24 protein-coding genes are annotated in these 25966 nt (G+C 70.2%); 11 read left to right on the forward strand and 13 right to left on the reverse strand.

Annotation, left to right across the window (positions count from 1 at the left end; genetic code table 11):
- Nucleotides 1–27: 27 nt before the first annotated feature.
- Together ABN273_RS54025 and ABN273_RS54030 are read right to left on the reverse strand one after the other, a co-directional pair.
- The gene (locus ABN273_RS54025) at nucleotides 28–1557 is read right to left on the reverse strand and encodes an amino acid permease (RefSeq protein ID WP_349457554.1); all 1530 of its coding nucleotides are present in this window, start codon (nucleotides 1555–1557) and stop codon (nucleotides 28–30) included.
- Between the two features lie 97 nt (nucleotides 1558–1654).
- Nucleotides 1655–2563, reverse strand: coding sequence for a zinc-binding dehydrogenase (locus ABN273_RS54030; protein WP_349457555.1), 909 nt, complete (start codon nucleotides 2561–2563; stop codon nucleotides 1655–1657).
- Between the two features lie 103 nt (nucleotides 2564–2666).
- Here ABN273_RS54030 and ABN273_RS54035 point away from each other — a divergent pair, with 103 nt between their 5' ends.
- Complete coding sequence (locus tag ABN273_RS54035) at nucleotides 2667–3248, forward strand: TetR/AcrR family transcriptional regulator (RefSeq protein WP_349457556.1); 582 nt, start codon at nucleotides 2667–2669, stop codon at nucleotides 3246–3248.
- Nucleotides 3249–3250: 2 nt separating this feature from the next.
- On the opposite strand, the gene ABN273_RS54040 is transcribed toward ABN273_RS54035, so the two are convergent.
- Nucleotides 3251–3814, reverse strand: coding sequence for a type 1 glutamine amidotransferase domain-containing protein (locus ABN273_RS54040; protein ID WP_349457557.1), 564 nt, complete (start codon nucleotides 3812–3814; stop codon nucleotides 3251–3253).
- An 85-nt stretch (nucleotides 3815–3899) separates the two neighbouring features.
- Entirely contained in the window at nucleotides 3900–4343 is a 444-nt protein-coding gene (locus tag ABN273_RS54045) for a MarR family winged helix-turn-helix transcriptional regulator (RefSeq protein ID WP_349457558.1), read from the reverse strand.
- Between the two features lie 206 nt (nucleotides 4344–4549).
- On the opposite strand from ABN273_RS54045, the gene ABN273_RS54050 reads away from it, so the two are divergent.
- The 5 genes from ABN273_RS54050 (at nucleotide 4550) to ABN273_RS54070 (ending at nucleotide 10331) form a co-directional block, all read left to right on the forward strand.
- A complete protein-coding gene (locus tag ABN273_RS54050) occupies nucleotides 4550–6364 on the forward strand; it encodes an ABC transporter substrate-binding protein (RefSeq protein WP_349457559.1) in 1815 nt (604 codons plus the stop codon).
- Nucleotides 6361–7413 carry an ABC transporter permease gene (locus ABN273_RS54055; RefSeq protein ID WP_349457560.1) on the forward strand — a complete coding sequence of 351 codons (1053 nt, stop codon included), beginning with the start codon at nucleotides 6361–6363 and terminating at the stop codon, nucleotides 7411–7413. The genes ABN273_RS54050 and ABN273_RS54055 overlap by 4 nt, the downstream gene beginning before the upstream one ends.
- Nucleotides 7410–8291, forward strand: a complete 882-nt coding sequence (locus tag ABN273_RS54060) for an ABC transporter permease (RefSeq protein ID WP_349457561.1) — start codon at nucleotides 7410–7412, stop codon at nucleotides 8289–8291. The genes ABN273_RS54055 and ABN273_RS54060 overlap by 4 nt, the downstream gene beginning before the upstream one ends.
- 67 nt (nucleotides 8292–8358) lie before the next feature.
- Nucleotides 8359–9333: an ABC transporter ATP-binding protein gene (locus ABN273_RS54065; RefSeq protein ID WP_349457562.1), complete on the forward strand. Its 975-nt coding sequence runs from the start codon at nucleotides 8359–8361 to the stop codon at nucleotides 9331–9333.
- Nucleotides 9330–10331: an ABC transporter ATP-binding protein gene (locus ABN273_RS54070; RefSeq protein ID WP_349457563.1), complete on the forward strand. Its 1002-nt coding sequence runs from the start codon at nucleotides 9330–9332 to the stop codon at nucleotides 10329–10331. Before ABN273_RS54065 ends, ABN273_RS54070 begins: the two co-directional genes overlap by 4 nt.
- 350 nt (nucleotides 10332–10681) lie before the next feature.
- Here the strand turns inward: ABN273_RS54070 and ABN273_RS54075 are convergent, their stop codons facing one another.
- The 4 genes from ABN273_RS54075 to ABN273_RS54090 form a co-directional block, all read right to left on the reverse strand.
- The gene (locus ABN273_RS54075) at nucleotides 10682–11320 is read right to left on the reverse strand and encodes a maleylpyruvate isomerase N-terminal domain-containing protein (protein WP_349457564.1); all 639 of its coding nucleotides are present in this window, start codon (nucleotides 11318–11320) and stop codon (nucleotides 10682–10684) included.
- 90 nt (nucleotides 11321–11410) lie between these two features.
- The gene (locus ABN273_RS54080; protein ID WP_349457565.1) at nucleotides 11411–12142 is read right to left on the reverse strand and encodes a nucleotidyltransferase domain-containing protein; all 732 of its coding nucleotides are present in this window, start codon (nucleotides 12140–12142) and stop codon (nucleotides 11411–11413) included.
- Nucleotides 12143–12272: 130 nt separating this feature from the next.
- Complete coding sequence (locus ABN273_RS54085; RefSeq protein ID WP_349457566.1) at nucleotides 12273–13211, reverse strand: ribose-phosphate diphosphokinase; 939 nt, start codon at nucleotides 13209–13211, stop codon at nucleotides 12273–12275.
- 33 nt (nucleotides 13212–13244) lie between these two features.
- Nucleotides 13245–13871 carry an HAD family hydrolase gene (locus ABN273_RS54090; protein WP_349457567.1) on the reverse strand — a complete coding sequence of 209 codons (627 nt, stop codon included), beginning with the start codon at nucleotides 13869–13871 and terminating at the stop codon, nucleotides 13245–13247.
- Between the two features lie 121 nt (nucleotides 13872–13992).
- Between ABN273_RS54090 and ABN273_RS54095 the strand changes: the two genes are divergently transcribed.
- Nucleotides 13993–15792, forward strand: a complete 1800-nt coding sequence (locus ABN273_RS54095; RefSeq protein ID WP_349457568.1) for an alkyl/aryl-sulfatase — start codon at nucleotides 13993–13995, stop codon at nucleotides 15790–15792.
- Between the two features lie 49 nt (nucleotides 15793–15841).
- On the opposite strand, the gene ABN273_RS54100 is transcribed toward ABN273_RS54095, so the two are convergent.
- Together ABN273_RS54100 and ABN273_RS54105 are read right to left on the reverse strand one after the other, a co-directional pair.
- On the reverse strand, nucleotides 15842–16303 hold the full coding sequence (locus ABN273_RS54100) for a hypothetical protein (RefSeq protein WP_349457569.1): 462 nt from the start codon (nucleotides 16301–16303) through the stop codon (nucleotides 15842–15844).
- Between the two features lie 173 nt (nucleotides 16304–16476).
- Nucleotides 16477–16941, reverse strand: coding sequence for a hypothetical protein (locus ABN273_RS54105; protein ID WP_349457570.1), 465 nt, complete (start codon nucleotides 16939–16941; stop codon nucleotides 16477–16479).
- 167 nt (nucleotides 16942–17108) lie between these two features.
- Here ABN273_RS54105 and ABN273_RS54110 point away from each other — a divergent pair, with 167 nt between their 5' ends.
- Together ABN273_RS54110 and ABN273_RS54115 are read left to right on the forward strand one after the other, a co-directional pair.
- Nucleotides 17109–17489: a hypothetical protein gene (locus ABN273_RS54110; protein WP_349457571.1), complete on the forward strand. Its 381-nt coding sequence runs from the start codon at nucleotides 17109–17111 to the stop codon at nucleotides 17487–17489.
- Nucleotides 17490–17612: 123 nt separating this feature from the next.
- Entirely contained in the window at nucleotides 17613–17768 is a 156-nt protein-coding gene (locus ABN273_RS54115) for an MOSC domain-containing protein (protein WP_349457572.1), read from the forward strand.
- A 28-nt stretch (nucleotides 17769–17796) separates the two neighbouring features.
- Here the strand turns inward: ABN273_RS54115 and ABN273_RS54120 are convergent, their stop codons facing one another.
- Both ABN273_RS54120 and ABN273_RS54125 read right to left on the reverse strand, forming a co-directional pair.
- A complete protein-coding gene (locus ABN273_RS54120) occupies nucleotides 17797–19044 on the reverse strand; it encodes a hypothetical protein (RefSeq protein WP_349457573.1) in 1248 nt (415 codons plus the stop codon).
- Nucleotides 19041–20141, reverse strand: coding sequence for a HesA/MoeB/ThiF family protein (locus tag ABN273_RS54125; protein ID WP_349457574.1), 1101 nt, complete (start codon nucleotides 20139–20141; stop codon nucleotides 19041–19043). The genes ABN273_RS54120 and ABN273_RS54125 overlap by 4 nt, the downstream gene beginning before the upstream one ends.
- Nucleotides 20142–20521: 380 nt before the next feature.
- Here ABN273_RS54125 and ABN273_RS54130 point away from each other — a divergent pair, with 380 nt between their 5' ends.
- On the forward strand, nucleotides 20522–23347 hold the full coding sequence (locus ABN273_RS54130) for an AfsR/SARP family transcriptional regulator (RefSeq protein ID WP_349457575.1): 2826 nt from the start codon (nucleotides 20522–20524) through the stop codon (nucleotides 23345–23347).
- Here ABN273_RS54130 and ABN273_RS54135 read toward each other — a convergent pair.
- A complete protein-coding gene (locus ABN273_RS54135) occupies nucleotides 23319–23750 on the reverse strand; it encodes an ArsR/SmtB family transcription factor (protein ID WP_349457576.1) in 432 nt (143 codons plus the stop codon). The two genes, ABN273_RS54130 and ABN273_RS54135, sit on opposite strands and share 29 nt — an antisense overlap.
- Before the next feature lie 66 nt (nucleotides 23751–23816).
- Between ABN273_RS54135 and ABN273_RS54140 the strand changes: the two genes are divergently transcribed.
- Nucleotides 23817–25865 (forward strand): heavy metal translocating P-type ATPase, encoded by a 2049-nt coding sequence (locus ABN273_RS54140; protein WP_502911313.1) that lies wholly within the window; start codon nucleotides 23817–23819, stop codon nucleotides 25863–25865.
- Nucleotides 25866–25966 lie beyond the last annotated feature (101 nt).

The raw sequence follows: 25966 nt of genomic DNA on the forward strand, positions 1-25966 counted from the left end.
GGCGCGTCAGCCGTACCCACGCGAGCGTCAGGAGGCCGGGACCTCGTCGACGGTGCGGCGGGGCCCAGTGAACCAGTGCTTGGCCGACAGCCTCCACCACAGGGCGATGCCGATCAGCACGACCCCGACCGCGATCGGCGCGTAGTTGACCGAGGTCCAGGTGAAGTCCTTGTTGCCGGGGGTCCCGGCCGGCGAGAACGGCATGATGAAGTAGATCGAGACGACGACGATCTCGATGCAGGCGATCCAGCAGAGTGCCTTGTACTTCCTGCCGAGCGTCCACGGGCCCGGCTTGAAGGCGTCGCCCATGCGCAGCCGGAGCCAGATCGGGATGAGGAAGGCCAGGTAGAGGCCGACGACCGCGATCGACACGACGGCGTAGAACGCGACCGGCGTGGTCAGGCCGGGGGGCGCGTAGAGTGCGGGCACGGTGATCAGGGCGGCCGCGACGCAGCCGGCGATGATCGCGTTGACCGGGGTGCGGTTGCGGTCCACCTTCGACCACAGCCGCCAGCCGGGCACGCCGCCGTCGCGGGAGAACGCGTACGTCATGCGCGACATCGACGTCACGCAGCTCATCCCGCAGAAGAACTGGCCGATCGTGGAGATCGCGAAGACCGCCGTGGCCAGCGGGGCCGAGAGCGCGGTCTCGAAGATGGCCCCGACGAACCCGCCTTGTTTGTTGATCTCGTCCACGTTCGTCGCCGCGAACAGGAACGACAGCAGCAGGATCCAGCCGCCGATCGCCGAGTAGAAGATCGACTGCCACAGCCCGCGGGCGGCGGTCTTGGCCGCGCCCTGGGTCTCCTCCGACACGTGCGCGCAGGCGTCGAAGCCGGTGATCGTGTACTGGGTGAGCAGGAAGCCGAGCGGCAGCACGTAGAACCAGAACGACAGCCCGTCGGAGCCGGAGCCGAAGCCGGAGTTGTTGTTCGTGCCGCCGAAGACGAAGCCGAGCGACTGGTGGTGGTCAGGCGCGAAGATCAGGATCGCGACCACGATCGCGGCACCCGCGACGTGCCACCAGACCGAGATGTTCTGCAGCAGCGCGATGAGCTTGTGGCTGTAGATGTTGATCAGTGCGTGCGCCGCGAGGATGATCACGAACAGCAGGAACGCCTGTGACAGCGTGGCTTCCCACGCGCCGTCGGTGAGCAGTTTGAGCGTGGTGTTGAGGAAGGTGGCGCAGCCGTAGTCGACCGACGCGGTGACGGCGATGAGGCCGATCAGGTTGAGCCAGCCGGTGAACCAGCCGTGGATCGGCTTGCCCAGCGTGGCGGCCCACCAGTAGATGCCGCCCGCCGTCGGGTACGCCGACACCAGCTCCGACATGCAGAACCCGATGATCAGGATGAACAGCGAGATCAGCGGCCAGCCCCACGAGATGGCGATGGGGCCGCCGTTGTTCCAAGCTTGTCCGAAGGTGGTGAAGCAGCCGGCGAGGATGGAGATGATCGAGAAGGAGATGGCGAAGTTCGAGAAACCGCTCCAGGTGCGGGCCAGCTCCTGCTTGTAGCCGAGCTCGGCGAGTCGCCTGGAATCCTCTTCAGTGGTCATTGAGGTCTCCCTGGGGGCGCGGAGGACGCTCCATTTGGACTACATCTAGACCATTTCTTCCTCGAGGACAAGGCGTTACAGGCTGGTTTCGGGCTCGTCAGGGCACTCGGCCAACCTTGAGGGTTATCTTCCCGGTGACGGAACCGCCGAGCTGGGCGGCCTTGGCGTCCTCGAAGTCCTCCCATGAGCCGTGCCAGCCCACTTCGACGGAAAGGTCGCCGGCGGCCATGAGGGCGAGGAGGTGGGCCAGGTCCGCGGCGGGGGCCGCCACGTCGCCGAACGAGTTGAGCGACCTGGCCGGGCCCAGGGAGAACGTCGAGTTCGGGGGAAAGGTGGCGGGCTGTCCTGACGCCCAGCCGATGCTCTGGAGGTTGCCGCCGGGCTTCAGCAGGGACCAGGCGGTGACGAGCGCCGGGCCGCCGACCGTCTCGATCGCGATGTCGACCGGTTCGACGCCGTCGAGACCCACGACCACCTCGACGGCGGGATCGGCTGTCAGGTGGTGGGTGCGTTCCGGCCTGCTGACGGAGGCGATGACGTGCGCGCCCGACCGCCGGGCCAGCTGCACGGCCAGCCGCCCCACCGCGCCCGACGCCCCGGTGACCAGGACGCGCGAACCCGCCGCGAGCCCGGCGGCCCGCAGCGAGCGCAGCGCCGTCAGCCCGGCCATCGGGAGGGCGGCGGCCCGTACCAGATCCACCTCGTCAGGCACCACGGCGATCGAGCCGGTGCCGAACGCCGCCCGCTCGGCCCACGCCCCCGCCCCGAACGCCGCCACCCTCGCACCCACGCCGGGACCCGTGCCGTCCTCGGCGGCCCGCAGGACGACCCCGGCCGCGTCGTAGCCGAGCACTGTGCTCTGCGGCAGGCGTCCCATATGCCGAAAGTCACTGAAGTTCACGGACACGTGATGGATCTCGACGAGGGCCTGACCCGGTCCCGGCGCGGGCTCGGGCACCTCCGCGAATCGTCCCTCGGCCTCTGGACCCGCCACCAATGCGCGCATGCGCAACCTCCCTGACACACAGATGCGGACTAACGGTCCGCTTCGATGGCAGGGATAGTATGAGGACCGACAGTCCGGTTGCAAGCTCGAAGGAGGGTGAGGGGTGCGATCTGACGCCACGCGCAACCGGGAGGCGATCCTGCGGGCCACGGAGGAGCTGCTCGCCACCCACGGGGCCGAGCACATCTCCCTCGACCGGGTGGCCGCAGCGGCGGGAGTGGGCAAGGGCACGCTGTTCCGGCGCTTCGGCAGCAGGACCGGGCTCTTCCAGGAGCTGCTCGCCGAGCGGGCGGCCGCGCTGGCGCTCGCCATCGAGTCGCCCGGCTCGCCGCTCGGGCCCGGCGCGCCGCCCAGAGAGCGGCTGCTGGCCTTCCTGGACGAGCTGGCCGAGCTCGCCCAGCGCAACCTCGCCCTTTTCGCCGCGCACGAGCGAGCCTGCGCCGATGACAAGTATCGCGATCCGACCTATCTACGCTGGCACGCGCATGTGACCGCGCTCATCGCGGAGGCCGGGCGCGCCCGCAGCGCCATGTCGGGCGGCGAGGGCGGCCTCGACGCGGAGTTCGCCGCCCACGCGCTGCTCGGCTCCTTCGACGCCGACCTGGCCCGGCACGTCATGGCGGACGGTGGGGTGGCCCGGCTCAAGTCCTCGGTCAGGGGCCTGGCTGAGGCCCTGTTCGGGTGACGTCAGCGGGCCGGGCCCGGCTCCTCCCCGAACGCGTCGGTCGCGGCCTGGCAGAACGCCTTGAGATCGTCCGGCTTTCTGCTGCTGACCAGGGTGTTCGGACCTTCCGTGCACACCGTGACCTCTTGATCCACCCACGTCGCCCCCGCGTTGCGCAGGTCCGTCTGCAGGCTGGGCCATGAGGTGACGGTGCGGCCGCGTACGACGTCCGCCTCCACCAGCGTCCACGGCGCGTGGCAGATGGCGGCCACCGGCTTGCCCGCGTCGAAGAAGGCGCGGGCGAACTGCACGGCCTGCGGCACCATGCGCAGGAAGTCGGGGTTCGCGACGCCGCCAGGAAGCACCAGGCCGTCGAACGAGGCCGGGTCGGCGTCGTCCACCGTCTCGTCCACGGCGAACCTGTCGGCCTTGTCCAGGTGGTGGAACGCCTGGATCTGGCCCGACCGGGTGGAGACGAGCCTGGGAGTGCCGCCCGCCTGCTTGACCGCCTTCCACGGCTCGGTGAGCTCTACCTGCTCCACTCCTTCGGGAGCGACCAGGAACGCGATGGTCTTGCCGTCCAACATGTGAACTCCCCCTTGGGCTGCATCTCTTGTCCCCCTATCCGAGGGGATCAGCTGTATGCGCCCTCTGCCGCCCGGGGGATCGGCTCTAATCGCCGAGATGGTCGAGGAGGGTCCGGCCGATCTCCTCGAGCTGGCGCAACTGCTCAGGGCTGAGCACGTCGATCAGGTTGTCGCGCACGCTGGCGACGTGCCGGGGGGCCGCCGCCTGCAGGGCCTCGAAGCCCTCGTCCGTCAGCACGGCCAGCCAGCCGCGCCGGTCGGCGGCAAAGTGCTCGCGGCGCACCCAGCCCGCCTGCTCCAGCTTGCCCACGGCATGGGAGATGCGGCTCGGCTTGGTCCGCGTCCACTTGGCCAGCTCGGCCATCCGCAACGTCCTGTCGGGCGCCTCCGAGAGCATGACCAGCAGCTCGTAGTAGGTCAGTGGCATGCCCGCAGCCTGTATGTCCCGGTCGAGGCGCTCGGTGAGCAGCCGCGTGGCGGTGCCGAACGCCCGCCAGGCGCGCTGCTCGTCCTCAGTGAGCCACTTCATGTTCCTCAACGTATCAAAGGTTGCGCGCTGAAATATCTGGCAGGGCCGGCAGGGGCGCCGGATCGCGGTGGCGCCAAGGTTGGTGAAAATTTACACCGAAAAAGGAAACGAGAATGAAACAATTTTCCGCCATGCGTTGACACGCGGTCTCCGTATGGTTTGCCTTTCCCTACACAGGAAAACCCCCGCCTGAAGGTGAGGCACTTATGAGGAAATGGTTCGCGCGCCTGGCAGCGCTGGGTGTCGCGCTGTTAGTGGCAGGTCAGGGCGCGACAGCGGCCCATGCTCAGGAGCCTGCGGCGGGGAAGAAGGTCGTCCGCATCGGCGCCACGCAGTCCATGGACTCGATGAACCCGTTCCTGGCGGTCCGCCTGGTCTCGACGTCGATCCACCGCTGGATGTACGGCTACCTCACGGTGCCCGACTCCAAGACCCTGCAGCCCAGTGCGGACCTGGCCGAGTCGTGGAGCACGTCGCCGGACGGGCTCACGTGGACGTTCAAGATCCGCCAGGCCAAGTGGTCGGACGGCAAGCCGGTCACGGCCGATGACGCGGCCTGGACGTTCAACAAGATCATGACGGACGAGGCCGCCAAGACGGCCAACGGCCCGGCGGTGGAGAACTTCGAGAGCGTCACGGCCAGCGGCCAGGACCTGACGATCAAGCTCAAGTCGCCGCAGGCGTCCATGCTGGACAACCCGATCCCGATCATGCCCAAGCATGTCTGGGAGTCGGTCACCGACATGGCGAACTACGACGCCGAGAAGTACCCGGCGGTGACCAGCGGCCCGTACATCGCGATCGAGCACAAGAAGGACCAGTACGTCAAGCTGCAGGCCAACCCCAACTACTGGCGGGGCAAGCCCAAGGTCGACGAGCTGCAGGTCATCTTCTACGACAACCCGCAGGCCGCGATCGCCGGCCTGAAGAGCGGTGACATCGACCTGATCGGCCGGCTGCAGCCGCCCGAGTTCGCGGCGATCCAGAACGACCCGAACATCGAGGCGTGGAACACCCAGGGCCGGCGCGCGCAGTACCTGCAGATCAACCACGGCGCCACCACCACCGACGACAAGCCCGTCGGCGACGGCCACCCGGCGCTTAAGGACGTCAAGGTCCGCCAGGCGCTGCACTACGCCATCGACAAGCAGAAGCTGGTCGCCGAAGTCATGAACGGCCTGGCCAAGCCCGCCGACGGCTCGATCGTGCCGCCGATGTACAAGGACTTCTTCTGGGAGGCCACCGGCGACGGGAAGGTCACGTACGACCCGGCCAAGGCCAACAAGATCCTCGACGACGCCGGCTACAAGAAGGGCTCCGACGGCGTCCGTACGATGCCCGACGGCAAGCGCAAGCTGGAGTTCCGCTTCAGCATCCACACCGAGGTGCCGATCGAGGACAAGCTCGCCGAGTACCTGACGGGCTTCTTCAAGGAGGTCGGCATCACGCTGACCACCAAGAAGCTCGACTCCAGCAAGTTCACCGAGGAGACCGGCGTCACCGGTCTGTTCGACATCGCGATCAGCGGCTGGTCGGTCAACCCCGACCCCGAAGAGGTCCTGGCCACGCACCTGTGCAGCCGCAGGCCGGCCCCGGGCGGCGAGGGCGGCGGCACCGAGTCGTTCTTCTGCGACGAGACCTTCGAGAAGCTCTACCAGGAGCAGCTGAAGGAGCTCGACCGGCCCAAGCGCGCCGAGACCATCAAGAAGATGCAGGAGCGGCTCTACACCGAGGCCCCGGTCATCGCGATCTACTACCCGAACGACCTCGAGGGCTACCGCAAGGACCGGATCACCAGCATCACGCCCATCCCTGAGGACAAGGGCCTCCTGTACGGCGGCAGCGGCTACTGGCCGTTCTACACCGTGGACGTCAAGGCCACGGCGGCGAGCGGTGGCAGCGGCGGCGGCGGCTCCAACACCGGCCTCATCGTCGGCATCGTGGGCGGCGTCGTGGTCATCGGACTGGCGGCCTTCCTTCTGACCAGGCGGCGCAAGAGCGTGGCCGACGAGCGCGAATGACCACTCCGCTAGAAGCAGCAGAGCCCGCCGCCCAGGCGGCGGGCCCTGGTGACGAGCGCCCCACCCGTCGCGGCACGCTGCAGTACGCGCTGTCCAAGGCCGGTGGGGCGCTGTTCAGCATCGCCATGGTGATCGTCGGGACGTTCTTCGTGTTCCGGCTTCTGCCCGGCGACCCCGTGCGGAACCTCGCGCAGGGCCGCAACATGACGCCGGAGCAGCTCGACCGCGAACGCCACCTGCTCGGTCTGGACAAGCCGCTGCTCCAGCAGTTCTTCGACTTCGTGGGCGACACGCTGAGGCTCGACCTGGGCATGTCCTACGAGTACAAGCGGCCGGTGCTCGACCTGATCGGCGACCGCATAGGTCCCACCTTGCTGTTGGCGGGAACGGGACTGGTCATCGCGGTCAGCCTCGGCATCTGGCAGGGGACGCGGGCCGGTTGGCGGCACGGGAGCAGGTTCGACAGGTTCTCCACCGGCCTGTCGCTGGCGCTGTGGTCGGTGCCCACGTTCTGGCTGGGACTGCTGCTGATGATGGTGTTCGGCGTCGGCATCGGGCCCATTCCCGGCATCTTCCCGTTCAGGGGCATAGAGAGCGTGGACGCGCCGGACGGGTTCGCGTACATCCTGGACGTGGCCTCGCACATGGTGCTGCCGTGCCTGACGCTGGTGGCCGTGGTCTATGCGCAGTACCTCCTGGTCATGCGCTCCTCGCTGCTGGAGGAAGTCAGCCAGGACTACGTGACCGTGGCCAGGGCCAAGGGGCTCCGGGACGACGAGGTCCGGCGCCGTCACGCGGTGCCCAACGCGCTCCTGCCCACGGTCACCCTGGTCTTCCTGCGCATCGGGTTCGTGGTCGGCGGCGCGGTCACCGTGGAGACGATCTACACCTGGCCCGGTCTCGGCCGGCTGTTCTACGAGGCGGTCAGTGTGCCCGACTTCACGCTCATGCAAGGCACGTTCCTGCTGATCACCGTGGCAGTGATCATCATGAACGCGCTGGCCGACGTGGTCTACCACATGCTCGACCCGAGGGTGAGGTCGGCATGACCAGTGTCGCCGCCGCCCGCAGGCGGCTGGCGCTGAGCCGCTTCTGGGCCGAGTTCCGCCATCACCGGACCGGAATGGTCGGGCTGGGCATCCTCGTCGTCGCCGTGCTGCTCGCGCTGATCGCGCCGCTGTTCATCAGCGCGGACGTCACCAGCGTCGTCAAGGGCACGGGTGCGAAGTGGGCGGCGCCGAGCCTGGACGAGCCGTTCGGCACCGACGAGTCGGGCCGCTCCATCCTGCTGATGGTGTGGTGGGGCTCGCGCACGTCCCTGCTCATCGGTTTTCTCGCCGCGTTCCTCAGCATCGTGATCGGCCTGGTGATCGGTGTCGTCGCCGGACACTTCCGCGGCTGGCTCGGCGGCGCGCTCATGCGGGTCACCGACTGGTTCCTGGTGCTCCCGTCCCTGGTCACCGCCCTGGTGCTGGCGGCCATCCTGGGCGGCAGCACGATCACGATCATCATGGCGATCGGGATCACGACGTGGCCCGCGACCGCCCGGCTGATCAGGGCCCAGACGATGGCCGTCGAGGCCAGGCCGTACATCGAGCGATCGAAGGCCCTCGGCGCGGGCCACTGGCACGTCACCACCAGGCACGTGCTGCCCAACGTGGCGCCGCTGCTGCTGGCCAGCACCACGCTGGAGGTGGCCAGCGCGATCGTCACGGAGTCCACGCTCGCCTTCCTCGGCGCCAGCGCCAACAAGACCTCGTGGGGCACCATGCTGCGCGCCTCCTACGACTTCGGCGCGGCCACGCAGGGCGCCTGGTGGTACATCATCATCCCCGGCCTGGCCATCCTCGTCGTCGTCATGGCGTTCACCCTGGTCGGGCGGGCTCTGGAGGCCGTGCTGAACCCGCGGCTCAGGAGGGCGGCGTGAGCGAGCGAAGCGAGAGAACAATCAGACACAGCAGTCAAAGACTCATGCGAGCGACGGAGTCGATCGCATGAGTCTTCTTGAACTTGACGACGTGTCGGTGACGTACCGGATCGCCTCGGGCGAGGTTCCGGCGGTGCGCGGTGTGTCGCTGACGCTCGACTCCGGAGCGGCACTCGGAGTCGCCGGCGAGTCGGGATCCGGCAAGTCGACGCTGGCCATGGCGCTGTTGCGGCTCCTGCCCCGCGACGCGCGCGTCGATGGCCGGATCCTGCTCGACGGCGAGGACATGCTCACCATGAAGTGGGGCCGCATGCGTGCCGTGCGGTGGGCCGAGGCCTCGATCGTGTTCCAGGGCGCGCAGCACGGGCTCAACCCGGTGCGCAGGATCGGCGACCAGATCGCCGAGCCGCTGCTCGTACACGGCCTGGCCAAGCCGGACGCCGCCCGCAAGCGCGTGGCCGAGCTGCTCGAACAGGTCGGCCTGCCCGCCTGGCGGGCCCGCAGCTACCCGCACGAGCTGTCCGGCGGGCAGCGGCAGCGCGTGATGATCGCGATGGCGCTGGCCTGCTCGCCGCGGCTGATCATCGCCGACGAGCCGACCACGGCGCTCGACGTGATGGTGCAGGCCCAGGTCCTGACGCTGATCAAGAAGCTGGTCGCCGAGCACGACATCTCGCTGATCATGATCTCGCACGACCTGTCGGTCCTGGCGGACGTGTGCGACCAGCTCGCGGTCATGTACGCGGGCCGCGTCGTCGAGCACGGCCCGTCCGCCGAGGTCTTCCACGACGCCAGGCACCCCTACAGCCGGGCGCTGGCGGCGGCGTTCCCCACGGTGGGCGACCCGGCCTCGCGGCTGGCGCCGAAGGGCCTCGGCGGCGACCCGCCTGACCCGATGCAGCTCCCGAGCGGCTGCCCGTTCCATCCGCGCTGTCCCGTGGCGCTGGACGAATGCGCGACGCTGGACGTGGAGCTGTGGCCCGCGGGCGAGCGCCGTACCGCCGCTTGCGTGCACGTACGCGAGAAGGAGGGGAGCTCATGACCGAGACGCAGACCACCACGGAGTCGGTCGTGACAGCCAGGCCGAGCCTGCTGGAGGCCCGCGACCTGCACGTGGAGTTCTCCTCGCGCGGACGCCGCGCCCGGGCCGTGGACGGCGTGAACCTCGCCATCGGCGAGGGCGAGATCGTGGCGCTGGTCGGCGAGTCGGGCTGCGGCAAGACCACGCTGGCGCGCACGCTGCTCGGCCTCGAGCGCCCCACCTCGGGCGAGGTCCGGTACGGCGGCGCCGCGCTGGACTACGGTTCCAAGGCGCTCAAGGCATACCGCAGGCAGGTGCAGCTCGTGCTGCAGGACCCGATGGGCTCGCTCAACCCCAGGCACACCGTGTACGAGGCGGTCGCCGAGGGGCCGCGCATCCACGGACTGCCGGACGAGCGGGAGGTCGTGGCCGAGGCGCTGTCCAGGGCAGGGCTGCGGCCGCCCGACCGGTTCTTCCTGCGCTACCCGCACGAGCTGTCCGGCGGGCAGCGGCAGCGCGTGGTGATCGCCGGGGCGTTGGCGCTGAACCCCAAGGTGTTGATCGCCGACGAGCCGGTGGCCTCGCTGGACGCCTCCGTACGCGGCGAGATCCTGGCCCTGCTGCTCAAGCTCCGCGCGGAGCTGGGGCTGTCGGCCCTGGTCGTCACCCACGATCTCGGCCTGGCCTGGAACATCGCCGATCGGGTGGCGGTCATGTACCTGGGCCGGATCGTCGAGTCGGGTCCGGTGGAGCAGGTCCTGACCGCGCCGCGGCACCCGTACACGCAGGCCCTGATGTCGGTGCTGCCCGAGTCTCCGGAGCGGGTCGTGCTCACCGGTGAGCCGCCGGACCCGACCAGGATCCCCGGTGGCTGCCGCTTCCACGCCCGTTGCCAGGTGCTCGCCTCCGGGAAGGCGGCCGAGGCCGGGGTGGACACGAGGTGCCGGTCCGAACTGCTGGACGTCCTGCCCGCCGTCCCCGAGGCGCAGGCGGCCTGCTACTACGCGGACGTCGGCTAGCCTCCCACTGAGCGAAGCTGCGCGCGTCCCGGCCGGTGATCTCGCGCACGGCCGGGACCACCGTGTAGCCGACCTCCGGGGTGTCGCCCAGGACGTGGACGAGGAACTCGATGGTCTGCTCGCCCATGCCGTCGGCGGCCCACTTGGCCCGTGCCTCGTCCACGGTCAGCTCGACGTACTCGACGTGCCGGCCGATCGACGCATATTCTAGCAGAACGGAATAATTTATTCCGTATAATCCTTGAGCGAGATGGCGTTCGCGGCGCGGTGGATGGGGCCGGCGATCCTGTCGATCATCCGGTCGCGGCCGGGCAGGTGGGGCAGCAGCGCCTCCTGACGGCGCTTGCGGGTCAGAAGGCGCTTATGGTGGCCGGGGCGCGTTCGGCGCGGCTCAGGGTGCGGACGACCGCCGTCGCCCCGTGCCGGTGGACGGCCAGCCGGGCCAGCAGCTCCACCACGGGGTCGATGACCGACGAGGGCAGCTCCGGAGTGTCCAGGCCCACGCTCGCCGCCAGGTCGTCCGAGTGCACGACCAGCTCCACCAGCCGCGTCAGCAGGAAGTCGTCGAGCCGCAGCGACCAGCCCGACCAGGGCAGGGCCACGATCCGGTCGGCGGGCTCGGCCGGCAGGGCGGCGGTCAGCTGGTCGAGCAGCGCCTGCGTCCTTTCCACCAGCGCCACGGGCCCGTCCGCCGCGGCCGCCTGGCCGCCGCGCCTGACGCTCACGTTGCTCTCGTGGTCGAGCCCCGCCTGCACCCACGGCGACCTCGAATAGTGCTCCAGGAGCCCGATCGGCTCCTGGACCTGTCCGTTCGGCGGGAGCACGTCACGGACCCTGACGAGCTGGTGGGCCAGGTGCCCGGCCAGCCCCGCGACGCTGAACTCGGTGAGCGCGCTCGGCTTCTCCCAGGCCGCCGCCACCGCCGGAGTGCGCAGCAGCGACACCGCCGACTCCGCGGCCACCAGATAGGACTGCCTGATTTCCCCCATTTGCTGCCCTTCTCCTGATTTCAGGTGGTAACCCGCGCCAAGACTATCCGCCTGACAATCAGCGCGAGCGCCGCCATCTGCTGACCAGGCTCACGAGGTCAGTGCCTTCCTGATCGCCGATCTGACGAACGCGCGGGCCAGCCTGCCCCTCCTGAAGCGGCTCAGCACCGGCGCCGCCGTCCCGTACCTCCGGGCCCGCACGTCGGCCACCACCTTCTCCGGCGCCCCCAGCTCGGCGAGCACGTCCAGGGCCTCCCGCTTGCTGATCAGGCGTCCCTCCCGTAGCGTGACCGTGGCCCTGGCGACCGTCAGCATGCCCAGGTCCACCCAGATGTCGCGCAGCCAGCGCCGCCGCCCGCGCGTCTTGACGAGCCAGAAGTCCCGTAAATCGGTCCGTACGAACTCGGCCACCTCCTCGTCCGACACGGGAGGCAGCAGGCCGGCGGGCGGCGGGCCGTACAGCTGGAGAGCCCCGTCGTGCAGCTCGCGGCGGGTGATCGCGGTGACGGGGCGGCGGAAGATCTCCTCGTGGGCCCACGTCACGTGCTCGGCGGAGTGGTCGGCCAGCTCCTGTCTGGCCATGTACGAGCAGTGCAGCCCGGCCGCCAGCGGCCGGTCGAGCGCCCGGTGGGCGGCCTTGATGCGCCGCCACTGCTCCATCGTCACGGGCGTGTCCACGACCGCGATCAGGTCGAGGTCGCTGCGTCCCGGCTGGTAGTCGCCGGCCGCCAGCGAGCCGTGCGCCCATAATGCGACCAGGGGAACGATGGGCTCGATGCCCTGGAGAAAGTCGCTCAGCAGTCGTTCGGTCGCTGCGTGCATATTGGCAACTATGATCGATGCGCGCTCGAGTGGGAAGGTCGCCCCTGATCGCGAGGGGTGTCGAGGGCGATCGCCGCGGACCGCTCCCCAACACCCCTGCATGCCGTTGTCGCACGGTCCGGTCAGGTCATCATGGTGCGTTGAACAGCGCGCTCACCGACTCGCCGTCGTGGATGCGGCGCATGGCCTCGGCCAGGGCGGGTGCGATCGACAGCACGGTGAGCTTCTCGCTGGGCTTGGGCGGCGGCACGGTGTTGGTGCAGACGATCTCCGCCACCTCGGGCAGCGCGCTCAGCCGTTCGACCGCCCCGCCCGCGAACAGCCCGTGCGTGCACGCCACCCGTACCGAACGCGCGCCGCGCTCGCGCAGCCGGTCGAGCAGCTCGATCACCGTGCTGCCCTTGGCGATCTCGTCGTCCAGGATGATCACGTCCTTGTCCGCGACATCGCCGATCACGGAGCTGATCACCACGCGGTCGTCGCTGAAGCGCTGCTTGGCGCCCATCGCGACCTCGGTGCCGAGCAGGCGGGCGAAGTGGGCCGCCTCCTTGGCGTTGCCGAGGTCGGGGGAGACGACGACCGTGTTCGACAGGTCGTACTGGCGGAAGTGCACGGCCAGCTCGCGCAGCGCGTGCAGGTGGTCGACCGGGACGCTGAAGAAGCCGTGCACCTGCGGCGAGTGCAGCGTCATCGCCAGCACCCGGCTGGCGCCCGCGGCCACCATCAGGTCGGCGACCAGCCGGGCGCCGATCGAGATGCGCGGGGCGTCCTTCTTGTCGGACCGTGCGTACGCATAGTGAGGCAGAACCACGGTGGTCCTCGCCGCCGACGCGCCCCGGGCCGCGTCGAGCATCAGCAGCAGCTCGACCAGGTGCTCCTGTACGGGCGGCACGAGCGGCTGGATGAGGAACACGTCGCGCTCGCGGCAGTTGGCCTGGAGCTGCACCTCGAGCACGTCATTGGCGAAGCGCTCGATCTTCACCGGGTGGAGAGGGGTGCCCAGATGGCTGCAGATCTCTTCGGCCAGCTCGGGATGGGCGCTGCCGCTGAAAACCGTGATGTCTCGCACGATTTCGTAAGCATAGCCACCTGGCCTGGGCGTTCATGTGAGCAGGTCGGGGTTCAGCGCGTCGAGGTCGGGCAGGACGCGCCACGCCAGGGCCAGCGCGTCCGGCGCGGGCGGGTAGCGCGGATGCGGCACGGCGATCACCCGCATGCCCGCCGCGTGCGCCGAGCGCAGCCCGTTGCTCGAGTCCTCGACCGCCACGCACTCCTGGGGATCGACCCCGATCCGCCGGGCCGTCTCCAGGTATCCGTCGGGCGCGGGCTTGCCACGCTCGACCTCCTCGGTCGAGACGGTGGCCGCGAAGCACTCCTTCAGCTCGGCCGCGTCCAGCACGACGTCGATCAGCGTCCGCGGGGACGAGCTGGCCAGCCCCAGCGTGACCGACTCGGACAGCCGCCGCACCGTCTCCACCGCCCCCGGCATCAGCGGCACCTCGTCGCGGTAGCGGGCGGCCATCTGGTCCACCACCCTGCGCGCGATCTCGTCCGGGGGCAGCGACACCCCGAGCGAGTGCAGGTAGGCGGCCCACTCCGCGGTGCTCATGCCCATGAGCCTGGACTGCGTGTCCGGCTGCCACGTGCCGCCGTGATCGGCGACGAAGGCCCGCCGCACCTCCTCCCACACCGGCTCGGAGTCCACCAGCACGCCATCGAGGTCGAACACACACGCATTCACCCGACAAGCCAATCACACGGCTCACAACATGCCCTTATTGCCCTAGATTCATGCTATTAGGGCGGTTTGTTGAGCTATTCGGGGCCGATTCCCGGGCACTCGGCATGGCATGGCAGACCTTCCATTTCACGACAAGGGCGACTTCGTGGACGCGGACCGCGGGTTCATCGGGAAGCTCAGCCCGGCAGTGATCAAGACTGCGGACAGCAGGGTCATCTGGGACAACGACGCCTACGAGTTCCTCCGGGGAGAGTGCCCGGACACGGCCCATCCCAGCCTCTGGCGACAGGGCCAGCTGTGTGCCAGGCAAGGGCTGTACGAGGTCGCGGAGGGGGTCTACCAGGTACGCGGCCTGGACCTGTCGAACATGACCCTGGTCGAGGGCGAGCGCGGCGTCCTGGTGATCGACCCGCTGATCTCCACCGAGTGCGCCGCCGCCGCGCTGAAGCTGTACCGCGACCACCGCGGTGCCCGCCCGGTCACCGGCGTGATCTACACCCACTCGCACGTGGACCACTTCGGCGGCGTACGCGGCGTCACCGAGGGAGACGTGCCGATCCTCGCCCCCGCCGGTTTCATGGAGCACGCGGTGGCGGAGAACGTCTACGCGGGCCCCGCCATGACCCGCCGGGCCGTCTACATGTACGGCACCGCGCTGCCCCGCTCGCCGGAGGGCCAGATCGGCTGCGGCCTCGGCATCACCAACTCGACGGGCACCGTGTCGCTCATCCCGCCCACGCTGGACGTCACCCGTACCGGACAGGAGGAGACCATCGACGGGATCCTGCTGGTCTTCCAGCTCACACCGGGCACGGAGGCCCCCGCCGAGATGAACTTCCTCCTCCCCGACCGCCGCGCCCTGTGCCTGGCCGAGAACGCCACCCACAACCAGCACAACATCCTCACCCTGCGCGGCGCCCCGGTGCGCGACGCCCGCCTCTGGGCGCGTTACCTGAACGAGGCCATCTCGCTGTTCGCCGACCGGGCCGACGTCGCCTTCGCCTCGCACCACTGGCCCACCTGGGGCCGCGACGGCATCGTACGGCTCCTCGGGGAGCAGCGGGACATGTACGCCTACCTGCACGACCAGACGCTGCGGCTGCTCAACAAGGGCCTGACCGGGCCCGAGATCGCCGAGGCCCTGCACATGCCGCCCGGGCTGGAGCAGGCCTGGCACACGCGCGGCTACTACGGCTCGGTCAGCCACAACGTCAAGGGCATCTACCAGCGCTATCTGGGCTGGTTCGACGGGAATCCGGCGCGTCTGTGGGAGCACCCGCCGCGGGAGAGCGCGCTCCGGTACGTCGAGTGCCTGGGCGGGGGCTCGGCGGTGGTCGCGTTCGCCCGGCGCTACATCAGGGAGAACGACCTGCGCTTCGCCGCCCAGCTGCTCAACCACGCCGTCTTCGCCGACGAGGGCAACAAGGAGGCACGTGACCTGCTCGCCGAGGTCTACACGCGGCTCGGCCACGGCGCCGAGAACGCCACGTGGCGCAACTTCTACCTCATGGGCGCCCTGGAGCTGTCCGAGGGCATCGTGCCGGCCACCGTGGACACCGCCTCGCCGGACCTGCTGACCGCGCTGAACGTGGAGCAGATCTTCGACTCGATCGCCATCCGCGTGGACGGGCCACGCGCCTGGAACGAGCGGTTGTCGATCGACTGGCATCTGACCGATCTGGGGGAGCGGCATCGTACGACGTTGTCCAACGGCGCGCTCATCCATCAGCGGGAGCCGGCGGACGAGAGCGCGGACCTGACGCTCCGGCTGACGAAGGAGCAGCTCGTGGGGCTGCTGTCGGGCAAGGGCGTCGGTGGTGTGGAGCGCGAGGGGGACACGGGGGCGCTGCAGCGGCTGGTCGCCGTGCTCGACCGGCCGGCGCCCGACTTCGCCATCGTGACGGCCTGACCCTGGCCCTCGACCATCCGTCACTCCGGGCCCTCGACTGTCTGATCCGTCAGTCCGGGCCCTCGACCTCGAGCGCTCTGCAGGCCAGCACCAGAAGCGTCACCACGGAGGCCCCGACGCCCGGGCCCACGACGAGCGGCAGGGTCAGCTCGCCGGCGTGCCACGCCGCCGCCAGGATCGCCGCCGACGTCACCACCGCCACCCCGAACATCGCCGCCCACAGCGGTAGCAGGTCCAGGTACACGAACAGCAGCGGGAACGCCAGCCAGACGAACGGCGGCGCCGTCGCGGCGAGCACCAGCCATCCGGCCGTCACCACTACGAGCCACACGGGGCCGCGCGCCTGGACCGCCGCCAGGCCGCCGGCGGCATATGCCAGGCCGAGCAGCACGCCGCCGACGGCCACGGCGACGCGGTCCTCGCGCAACGAGCTCACCACGGCGATCGCGAGCAGCCCGCAGACGGTGGCGTGCACCGCCCACCGCAGAAACCGCGACGGAACGTCCATCATTACTCACCAAGAGTAACAACGGTCATGGGCGAGGTCACGTGCCGCGAGGCCGCTGTTGAGCGTTCTGGTCGCCCGCGTTCGTGCCGTGTCCGTCCGACGCCGGATCGCATGCCCTTGGGATCAGCTCACCGCCGGTCCTTCGGGGCGGTGTGAGCACACCGCCCCGAAGCGGGTCACCTGCCGCAGTTGCCCCACTTGTCGCGACCGCCCTTCCCCACCGAGGCGGAGCCCGGACTCTGGATGGTGCCCGAGTACTTGACGCACAGACCACGCGCGAACAGCTTCACCGGCTTGGTGTGCCCGCTGTAGACGCCCGAGGCCGTCGCGGAGGAGGTCAGCGGAGGAGTGCTGGTCTGGACGGTCAGCGTGGCGCCCATCCGGACCTTGGCGTGGCCGACGTGGAACAGGGTCCGGAACGTCACTACGCAGTTGTAGCCGGTCCTCCTGTTGTAGAGCAGGAAGACCTTGCCGAGCTCGGCGCCCTTCCTCTCCTTGATCGTCCGGACGCCGTCCTTCACCACACGGAAACCGCTGCCGCAAACGCTCTGCGGTGTCTCGGTGGTCGCCTGCGCAGGCGCGGCGGTGGCGAGCGTTCCAGCGGCAAGGAGGGATGCGGCGACGATCGTCTTCGCGGACATGAACACTTGGGTTCCCTTCATAGATCGAACACCGGATTAGAGACCGTGTCCGATCAAGAAGTTCACTGGTTCCCGTTCGGAATCTTCGGACTCGCCCGTTTCGGGCAAGCTTGGGACAGTAGGTTCCGGCCAGGCTGATCAGGCGAGGGGGCAGCGTGCGGGCGAGGTTGCGCAAGCTGTACGCGGGCGGGCAGGAGTTCGTATGGAGCGGCCGGATCCACCACGTGACCGGTAACCGCGACTGCCACAGGTGTGTCCGCTTGCGCGTTTGGGGCGCCGGGAAGAACAGCCGCGCGCTCGAGGTGGATCTGTTGTCGAAGGCGGTCCTGCCGTGGGGCTGTGCGACTGACTCCAGCTATCCGACCCCGAAGGATGTGCGGAAGGTCATCGATTACGCCTTGCTGCATGGCTGGGATCCCGACCTCGCCGGCGGGACCTTCTTCTTGAGCGAGAACGAGCACGCTGCCGAGTTCGAACTGACCGACTTCCTCCTCGCCGGCCAACCCTCACCAGACGACCGCCCGGGCCCGGCTGCTCCAGCACAGTAGCCCGTACCGAAGGACGACCCGCCCTTCACCCATCGAGCACGAAGCGGTAGACGATCGAGTTCCGCCGTTGGGGAACCCCGTCAGCGGAAAGGTGACCAGAGTCAGGGTTCCTACAATCTGCCCTTGAACGCGAGCCGCCAGCACCGTGGTTGGCGCATCGGGTCCACGGTGGTCCTGGAGGTGTCGTGCGCGCGGATCCCGTGCGCGACCTTCCAGGGGTGGCTGAAGCGCGACGGGTGGATCGAGCGGTTCACGCAGGCTGCACTGCCGGGTGCGTAAAGGAGCGGCCCGGCTCCTCGCTCTCGGGTCAAGCGCGCCGGGCGACCAGCCGCCCTGCGTACTCCTTGACGGCCAGCACCAGGGCCAGGCTCTCGGGGCCCAGCAGCAGGCCCGCGCAGAGCAGCCGGTACCAGAATCCGGCAGTCAGGGGGCCCTCGGCCAGGCCGTCGGCCGTCCAGTGCAGGACCTCCACGATGACCGGCAGCAGCAGGAAGCCGAACCAGGCGGCCACGCCGAGGAATCCCGCCAGCCACAGCCAGCGGAACCAGCGTCCGGTACGCAGGTCGGCTTCGGTGGCGTCCGCCAGTTCCTCGGCTTCCTGCGCCGTCAGCCTCCCGAAGGCCCGCCGCAGCATCAGCGACTTCACGCGCCACAGATTGCGGCAGCCCAGGGCGTTGACCATCACCGCGTAGAGATCGGTGCGGAGAAAGACCAGGCTCTGCCAGAGCATCTGGATGACCTTGATGAGCACCCAGGCGGCCAGCAGCGACGCGACCGTGCCGGGGGCCGACCAGTGGCCGATGTCGATCAGCAGCCGGCCGGTGAGCAGCACGGCGAGCAGTACGGAGTCCACGGCCAGGCCCGCCAGCAGCGGGCCGTACCGCTGGCGGCGCGGGAGCGTCCACAGCTGGGTGAGGTCTGTTTCGAAGACGAGCATCCACATGCGGCGGTCGACCCCGAAGCGGGTCTGGATGCCGAGAGCCCGCGCGCCGAGCCAGTGGCCGCACTCGTGGCTGGCCGCGGCGAACCACACGAAGGGGATCCAGGCCAGCGTGCTCAGCCCGGTGTCGTCGAAGGCGAAGGCGTCCTCGGCCGGGTCGGGGATCAGGCCGGGCCGGAGCGCGAAGACGCCCAGCGCGTAAAGCAGGCAGGCGGCATAGAAGGTCCAGGCCGCGGGGCCGAAGAAGGGGCGTACCGTCTCGGGGCGGATGCTGGTCATCCAGTGGCGGGCCTGAATGGGTGCGGTGCGGACGGGTTCCGACGCGGCGCCGTCCCCCGGATCCTCGTCGCCGGCGTCCTCGGCCAGGAAGCCGAGCTCCCCGAGGGTTTCGACGAACGACGGCACGTTGACCGGCTGGCCGGCGAACTCCTCGGCCTCGGCCGCCGCCTCGTCGAGGCTCGCTCCCCGCTGCAGGGCGGCGATCACCACCCCGCCGACCGCCGGGATCGTCACGAAGGTGCCGGCGGCGGGGTCGCCCACCAGAACCTCGTCCTCGCCCTCGGGAACGACGCTGAGCGGTCTGAGCCTGACCGTGGCGGAGCCGGGGGTGGTCACCGGCGCTCACCCTCGCGCGGCGGGGCCAGCAGGCAGACCCGGCATTCCGGGTTCTCGGGCAGGGGCTGCCACTCGGGCACCAGCCCCTTGCGCAGATCGAGGGTGACGCGGAACCCGGCCGAGCGGGGCGGTTCGTAGCCGGTGAGGTACCGCTGCGCCTCGAAGGCCAGCAGCGAGCCGACCTGCATCGCCATCGGCCCGGTGAGCGGGTTGCTCAGCTTCATGTTCTCCACGATCCGGTAGGCGACCCCCTCCGAGCTGTCCTCGGCGGGCCGGTCCGCGTAGTCGCAGGCGAGGCACGGCGTTCGGCCCGGATCCACGGAGAGGTACATCAGCTGGGTACGGTTGGCGCCCCCCAGCACGTACGGGACGCCGGCCCGGACCGCGGCCTCGTTCGCCCAGAGATTGGCGTGCGGATGGCCGTCGAGGCCGCCCGCCATCAGGTCGATGTCCTGGACCAGGTCCGCGAGGTCCTCGGGGGCGGAGATCCAGCGGTCGACGGCGTTCACCTTGATGCTCGGGTCGTAGTCGCGCACCCACGCGGCCGCGCGCTCGGCCTTCGACAGGCCGATGTCCGCATGCCGGTAGAGGAACTGCCGGGCGAAGTTACGGGGTTCGACGCGGTCCTGGTCGACCAGCGTCATCTCGCCGACGCCGAGGCCGGCCAGGCACTGCACCAGGGAGGAGCCGCCGCCGCCGACGCCCAGCACCAGGACGTGGGCCTCGCGCATCGGCCGGAGGAACCCGGCGCGCTGGCGGTCAAGGGCGGAGTAGGTGCCGTAGAAGCAGAGGTTCGAGAAGTGCCGTTCGTCCTCGTCCGGGTCTCCGAGGGTCCTGCCGTCGGCGTCCTCGACCAGGCCCAGGCCGTCGAGCCCGCTCAGGCCCCGGCTGACGTCCTCCTCGGAGAGCTGGAACCCCTGCCTGCCGAGGGCGTCGCTCAGCTCGGCGGCGGTCTGCGGGGCCCGGCGCAGCTCGCTCAGGAGCGCGGCCACCTGACCGTCGGGATCGTTCAGGGTGATCGCCTCGCGAGCGTCGAAGACCACCAGGAGGTCCTCGCCGGTCGCCTCCCATTCACATTCCTTCAACGCCACACGCATCGTGCCTCCCGCGCCAGTACGCATGTTGGGCCCCGGCGGGGAGGGACAAGGGCGCGTACGATGAGGAGCGTCTTGTCTCCCTCCCCGCGGGAGAAATCGTCAGGCGATGTCAGCGCCTCACGTGGACGGGTTCTGGGTGGCCTTGACGGACTCGACCTTCTTGACCTTGATCTCCATGATGTTCCTCCTCGTGAGGTTCTACGGCCTTACGCGCCGCTTGTGAAAAGACTGATGGTTGGTACTGAAATGGCGCTGATTTTCCGCTGAGTTGGCGGTTAGGCTGCCAAGCATGATCGCGCCGGGCACTCATCGAGGCATGTAGTGGCTGGAGGCAGGGACGAGTGACCGTGGACGGCGTTGGGTTCCGTCTGTTAGGACCGGTGGGAGTGTGGGACGCCGGGCGATGGCTGGGCCCGTCCGTCGCGCAGCAGCGGACCGTGCTGGCGATGCTGCTGCTCGAAGTGGGGCGTCCGGTGCCGGTGACGCGACTGGAGACCGCGCTGTGGGGCGCCGAACCGCCCGAGTTCTCCCGCAACGCCGTGCAGGGGCACATCTCCAGGCTTCGCCGGCTGCTGGCCCCGTTCCCCGAGGTGGCGCTGGTGACCTCGGCGCGCGGCTACCGCCTGACGGTGGAGCGCGAGCGCATCGACCTGTACCGCTTCCGTGAACTGGTCCGCGAGGCCGGCGGCGAGAGCGAGCCGGAGCGCGCCGTCGGCCTGCTGCGTAGCGGGCTGGCGCTGTGGCAGGGCGCGCCCTTGGCGGACGTCGCAGGCCGGTGGCTGCCCGACGTCGTCGTGCCGGGCCTCGAGGAGGAGCGGCTGGCGGCACTGGAGCAGCGGGCCGTGCTCGACCTGCGGCAAGGGCGGCATCATGAGGTGGCGGCGGAGCTGGCGGCCCTGGTCGTTGAGAACCCGCTGCGCGAACGGCTGGTGGCCCTGCTGATGACGGCGTTGCTGCGATGCGACCGCCGCACCCAGGCGCTGGCCGTCTTCCGCCGCGTCAGGCGCCGCTTCGCCGAGGATCTGGGCATCGAGCCCGGCGAGGAACTGCAACGGCTGCACCAGGCGATCCTCGCCGGCCGGGAGGAGACGGCCGGGACACCAGCCGCCGCGACCGGTACGGCCGGGACGACCACCGCCGCGACCGGTACGTCCGCCCTCGCGGTGCCGCGGCACCTCCCCCCGGACACCGAGCTGTTCACCGCCCGCGAGGAGGAGCTGGCCGCCCTGGACCGGCTGACCCTCCCGGCCGCCGGCTCCTCGCCCTCGGCGCAGGCGATGGCGCTGGCGCCCTGCGTCATCACCGGCACCGGCGGCGTCGGCAAGACCACCCTGGCCGTGCACTGGGCACACCGGGTACGCGACCGTTTCCCCGACGGCCAGCTCTACGTGAACCTCCAGGGGTTCGGCCCCACCCACATCGCCCGGCCGCCGGGGGAGGCGGTGCGGCTGTTCCTGGACGCCCTCCAGGTGCCGTCGCAGCTGATACCCGCCACGCTGGAGGCGCAGGTCGGGCTCTACCGCAGCCTGCTGGCGGAGCGGCGCATGCTGATCCTGCTCGACAACGCCCTCGACGCCGACCAGGTCCGGCCGCTGCTGCCCAACGCGCCCGGCTGCCTGGCGCTGATCACCAGCCGTGCCGAGCTGACCGGCCTGGTCGCGGCGGAGGGCGCCCGTACGCTGTCGCTGGGGCTGTTCTCTCCCGCGCACTCCCGCGAACTCCTGACGCGCCGGCTCGGCGTGGACAAGGTGGGCGCCGAGCCGCAGGCGGTCGACGACATCGTCTCCCGGTGTGCTGGGCTGCCGCTGGCCCTGGCCATCGTGGCCGCCCGGGCACATGCCCGCCCGGCGTTCCTGCTCGGCACGCTCGTCTCGGGTCTCGACGGCGTCGACGGTCTCGACGTCTTCGACGGCGGGGACGCGGCGACGAACATGCGCACGGTGTTCTCCTGGTCCTACCGCGCGCTCAGCCCGGACGCCGCACGGCTGTTCCGGCTGCGCGGCCTGTTACCGGCGCCTGAGATCTCCACCGCCGCGGCCGCCGGCCTGGCCGGGATTCCCGTACGGCAGGCCCACCGCCTGTTGACCGAGCTGACGCGGGCCCACCTGGCGGCGGAGCGTTCCCCGGGGCGTTACGGCTGGCACGACCTGCTCCGGGCGTACGCCGAGGAGCTGACTCTCCTCCACGACTCGGAGGCCGAGCGCCGCGAGGCGCTGCACCGGCTGCTCGACCACTACCTGCACAGCGCACACCTCGGCGACCGGCTCCTGGACCTGTACCACCGCGTGCCGCTGGCTCTGGCACCGCCGCGGCCCGGCGTGGTCCTGGCCCGCATCACCGACCGCGCGCAGAGCCTGGCGTGGTTCGGTCGCGAGCACAGGACGCTGCTGGCGGCGATCCGGCATGCCGCGCGCTCCGGGTTCGACGCGCATGCCTGGCAGCTGGCGGGCGCCTGCTGGGGCTTCCTGTCCCAGGAGGGACGCTCCGACGACCAGGTGGCCATGCACCACATCGCGCTGGAGGCGGCGGCACGGCTGAACGACCCGGCCGCGGAGGCCCACGCCCGCGTCGGGCTCGCCCAGGCACTCATCCGGCTGGGCCAGGACAGCGCGAGCGAGTCACATCTGCGGGAGGCACTCGCCCTGTTCGGCGGCCTCGGCGACCAGGTCGGGCAGGGGGTCTGCCTCATCTACCTCAGCGTGTTGAAGGACCGCCACGGCCAGTACGCGGAGGGGCTGGCCCTGAGCGAGCAGGCGCTGCGGCTGTACCGGACGGCCGGCGACCGGGCGGGCGAAGGCCGGAGCCTGAACAACATCGGCTGGTTCCACGCGCAGCTCGGGGCGTACAGGGAGGCGTTGCGCCGCTGTGAGGAGGCGCTGGCCATCCACCGCGAACTGGACGACATGCCCGGCGAGTCGGCCACGCTCGACAGCATGGGCCACATCCATCACCTGCTCGGTCAGTACGAGGAGGCGATCGCCTACTACCAACGCTCACTGGCCTGGCGCCGGGGCGGGAAACGCGCGCTCGGCGCCCGGACGCTGCGGCGGCTGGGCGAGGCCCAGGTGGCCGCGGGCCGGGTGCGCGAGGGCAGAGACACCCTGCGGCGCGCCCTCGACCTCATCGCCGAACTCGCCCCGGGCGACGCGGACGCGCTCCGCGCGAGGATCAACAGCCTCAGCGAGCTGGACGAACCGCCGGCCTAGAGTGTGCTGAAGATCTTGGCGGCCTTTTCAGGCCTGGGTCGGTGCCTACGGCGACAGCGGGGGCCTGATGGTCGGCCTGGGCGCCGCGGTCGATGTGGTCGGCGTGGTAAAGGCCCTGGGCCAGCAGGCCGCGCACGTGCTCGTCGGCTGCGCTGTAGTAGACGAAGGTGCCCTCGCGGCGGCCCTTGACCAATCCGGCCAGGCGCAGCTTGGCCAGGTGCTGGCTGACCGCGGTGGGCGCGGCGTCGGCGAGTTCGGCCAGGCAGGCGACGTTGGATTCGCCCTGTAGCAACGCCCAAAGGATCTTGATGCGGGTGGGGTCGGACAGCAGCCGGAAGGACTCGGCGGCCAGGTGCACCTGTTCCTCGTTCGGCATGTCGAAGTCGGGCAAAGAGGTGTGCATGTCGCCAGCATATCTCCGAACCTCACTGCTTGCATATCTGCATGGATACGCATATACGATGCTTCGGTGACAACAGAACTGAGACCTTCCCCCGCCGCCCTCGCCCCGGCAGCGGCGTCCCGGTCGTCCATGTGGTGGCGGTCCGGGGCCGGTTCGCTGACGGAGGTGCGCTGGGCCATCGCGGCCACCGCGCTGTTCGCCGCCGGCGGCGTCGCCCAGCTGGCCGACGCGCCGCCGTGGTTGTGGTGGACCCTGTATCTGGCCTGCTACGCCGCCGGCGGCTGGGATCCGGGCCTGTCCGGGCTGAAGGCGTTGCGCGACAAGACGCTGGACGTCGATCTGCTGATGGTCGTCGCGGCGATCGGCGCGGCGGCGATCGGGCAGGTCTTCGACGGTGCGCTGCTGATCGTCATCTTCGCCACCTCCGGCGCGTTGGAAGCCGTGGCCACCAAACGCACCGAGGACTCCGTGCGCGGCCTGCTGGACCTGACCCCCGACCAGGCAACCCGGATCGACGACAGCGGCGGGGAGGAGGTCGTGGCGGCCGCCGACCTGCGCCTCGGCGACGTCATCCTGGTACGGCCGGGCGAGCGCGTCGGCGCCGACGGCCGGGTGGCGGCCGGGGCCAGCGACGTCGACCAGGCCTCCATCACCGGCGAGAGCATGCCCGTGGACAAGCAGGTGGGCGATGAGGTGTTCGCCGGCACGTTGAACGGCACCGGCGCCCTGCGCGTGCACGTCACCCGGCCGGCTTCGGAGACGGTGATCGCCCGGATCGTGGCAATGGTCGAGCAGGCCAGCGCGACCAAGGCGCGTACCCAGCTGTTCATCGAGAAGGTCGAGCAGCGCTACTCCGTGGTGATGGTCGCCGCCACCGTCGCGTTGTTCGCCATTCCCCTGGCCTTGGGGCAGAACCTGCAGGAAAGCTTGCTGCGGGCGATGACGTTCATGATCGTGGCCTCGCCGTGCGCGGTGGTACTGGCCACCATGCCCCCGCTGCTGGCCGCCATCGCCACCGCCGGCCGCCACGGCGTGCTGGTCAAGTCAGCCGTGGTGATGGAACAACTGGCCGACGTCACCCACGTCGCCTTCGACAAGACCGGCACCCTGACCGAAGGCCGCCCGCACCTGGCCCACCTGCGTCCCATGCCCGACCCGGCGACAACCCCCGAGGGCGGTTCGGCGAGCGGCCCCGGCAGCGAGGCCGACCGCTTGCTCGCACTGGCGGCTGCGGCCGAGCAAGGTTCGGAACATCCGCTGGGCCGCGCCATCGTCTCCGCCGCCCACCACCAGGGCCTGCGACTGCCCGCCGCCACCGACTTCGCCTCCCTGCCCGGCCGAGGCGTGCGCGCCCACGTCGATGGTCAGGTGGTCGAGATCGGCAGCCCCGCCCACCTGCTGGACGAGACCGCGCCCGGTGATGCCGAGCGGGCCCGTGCGGTGGTGGCCGAGCTCGAGGACGACGGGCACAGTGCCGTGCTGATGCTGCTGGACGGCCGCCCCGCCGCGGTGCTCGGCCTGGCCGACCGCATGCGCCCCGACGCAGACCAGGTCGTGGCGCACCTGACCAGCCTGACCGGCGCCGGTCCGGTCCTGTTGACCGGCGACAACCCCCGCGCGGCGGCCCGCGTGGCCGAGCAGGCGGGCATCACCGACGTGCGGGCGGGCCTGCTGCCCGAGGACAAGGTGACCGCGGTGCGCGAACTACAGCAGCACCAGGCGCGGGTGGCGCTGGTGGGTGACGGGGTCAACGACGCTCCCGCGCTGGCCACCGCGCACGCCGGGATCGCGATGGGCCGCGCCGGCGCCGATCTCACCCTCGATGCCGCCGACGCGGTCATCACCCGCGACGAACTGAACACCGTACCCGCCGTGCTCGCCCTCGCCAGGCGCGCCCGCCGCCTGGTCATCGTCAACCTCGTCATCGCCGGCACGTTCATCGCCGTTCTGGTGGCCTGGGACCTGCTCGGTGACCTGCCGCTGCCGCTCGGCGTGGCCGGACACGAGGGCTCAACCGTCATCGTCGGCCTCAACGGCCTGCGCCTGCTACGCAACGCCGCCTGGCGACGCGCCGCCGCCACGACCGTGGCCACGCCCACACGCCGGCAGACCTGACCACGAGCGCCCGGCCCTTCCCCCTCCCTACCCGGGGCCCACCCGCGCGGCTCGACCCGAGTCCTGGTCGTGGGCGGGCGGCAACGCCCGGACCGCGCACG

Origin of the sequence: Nonomuraea sp. B19D2 (assembly GCF_040137845.1) — a bacterium.
In the GTDB taxonomy this organism is placed as follows: domain Bacteria; phylum Actinomycetota; class Actinomycetes; order Streptosporangiales; family Streptosporangiaceae; genus Nonomuraea.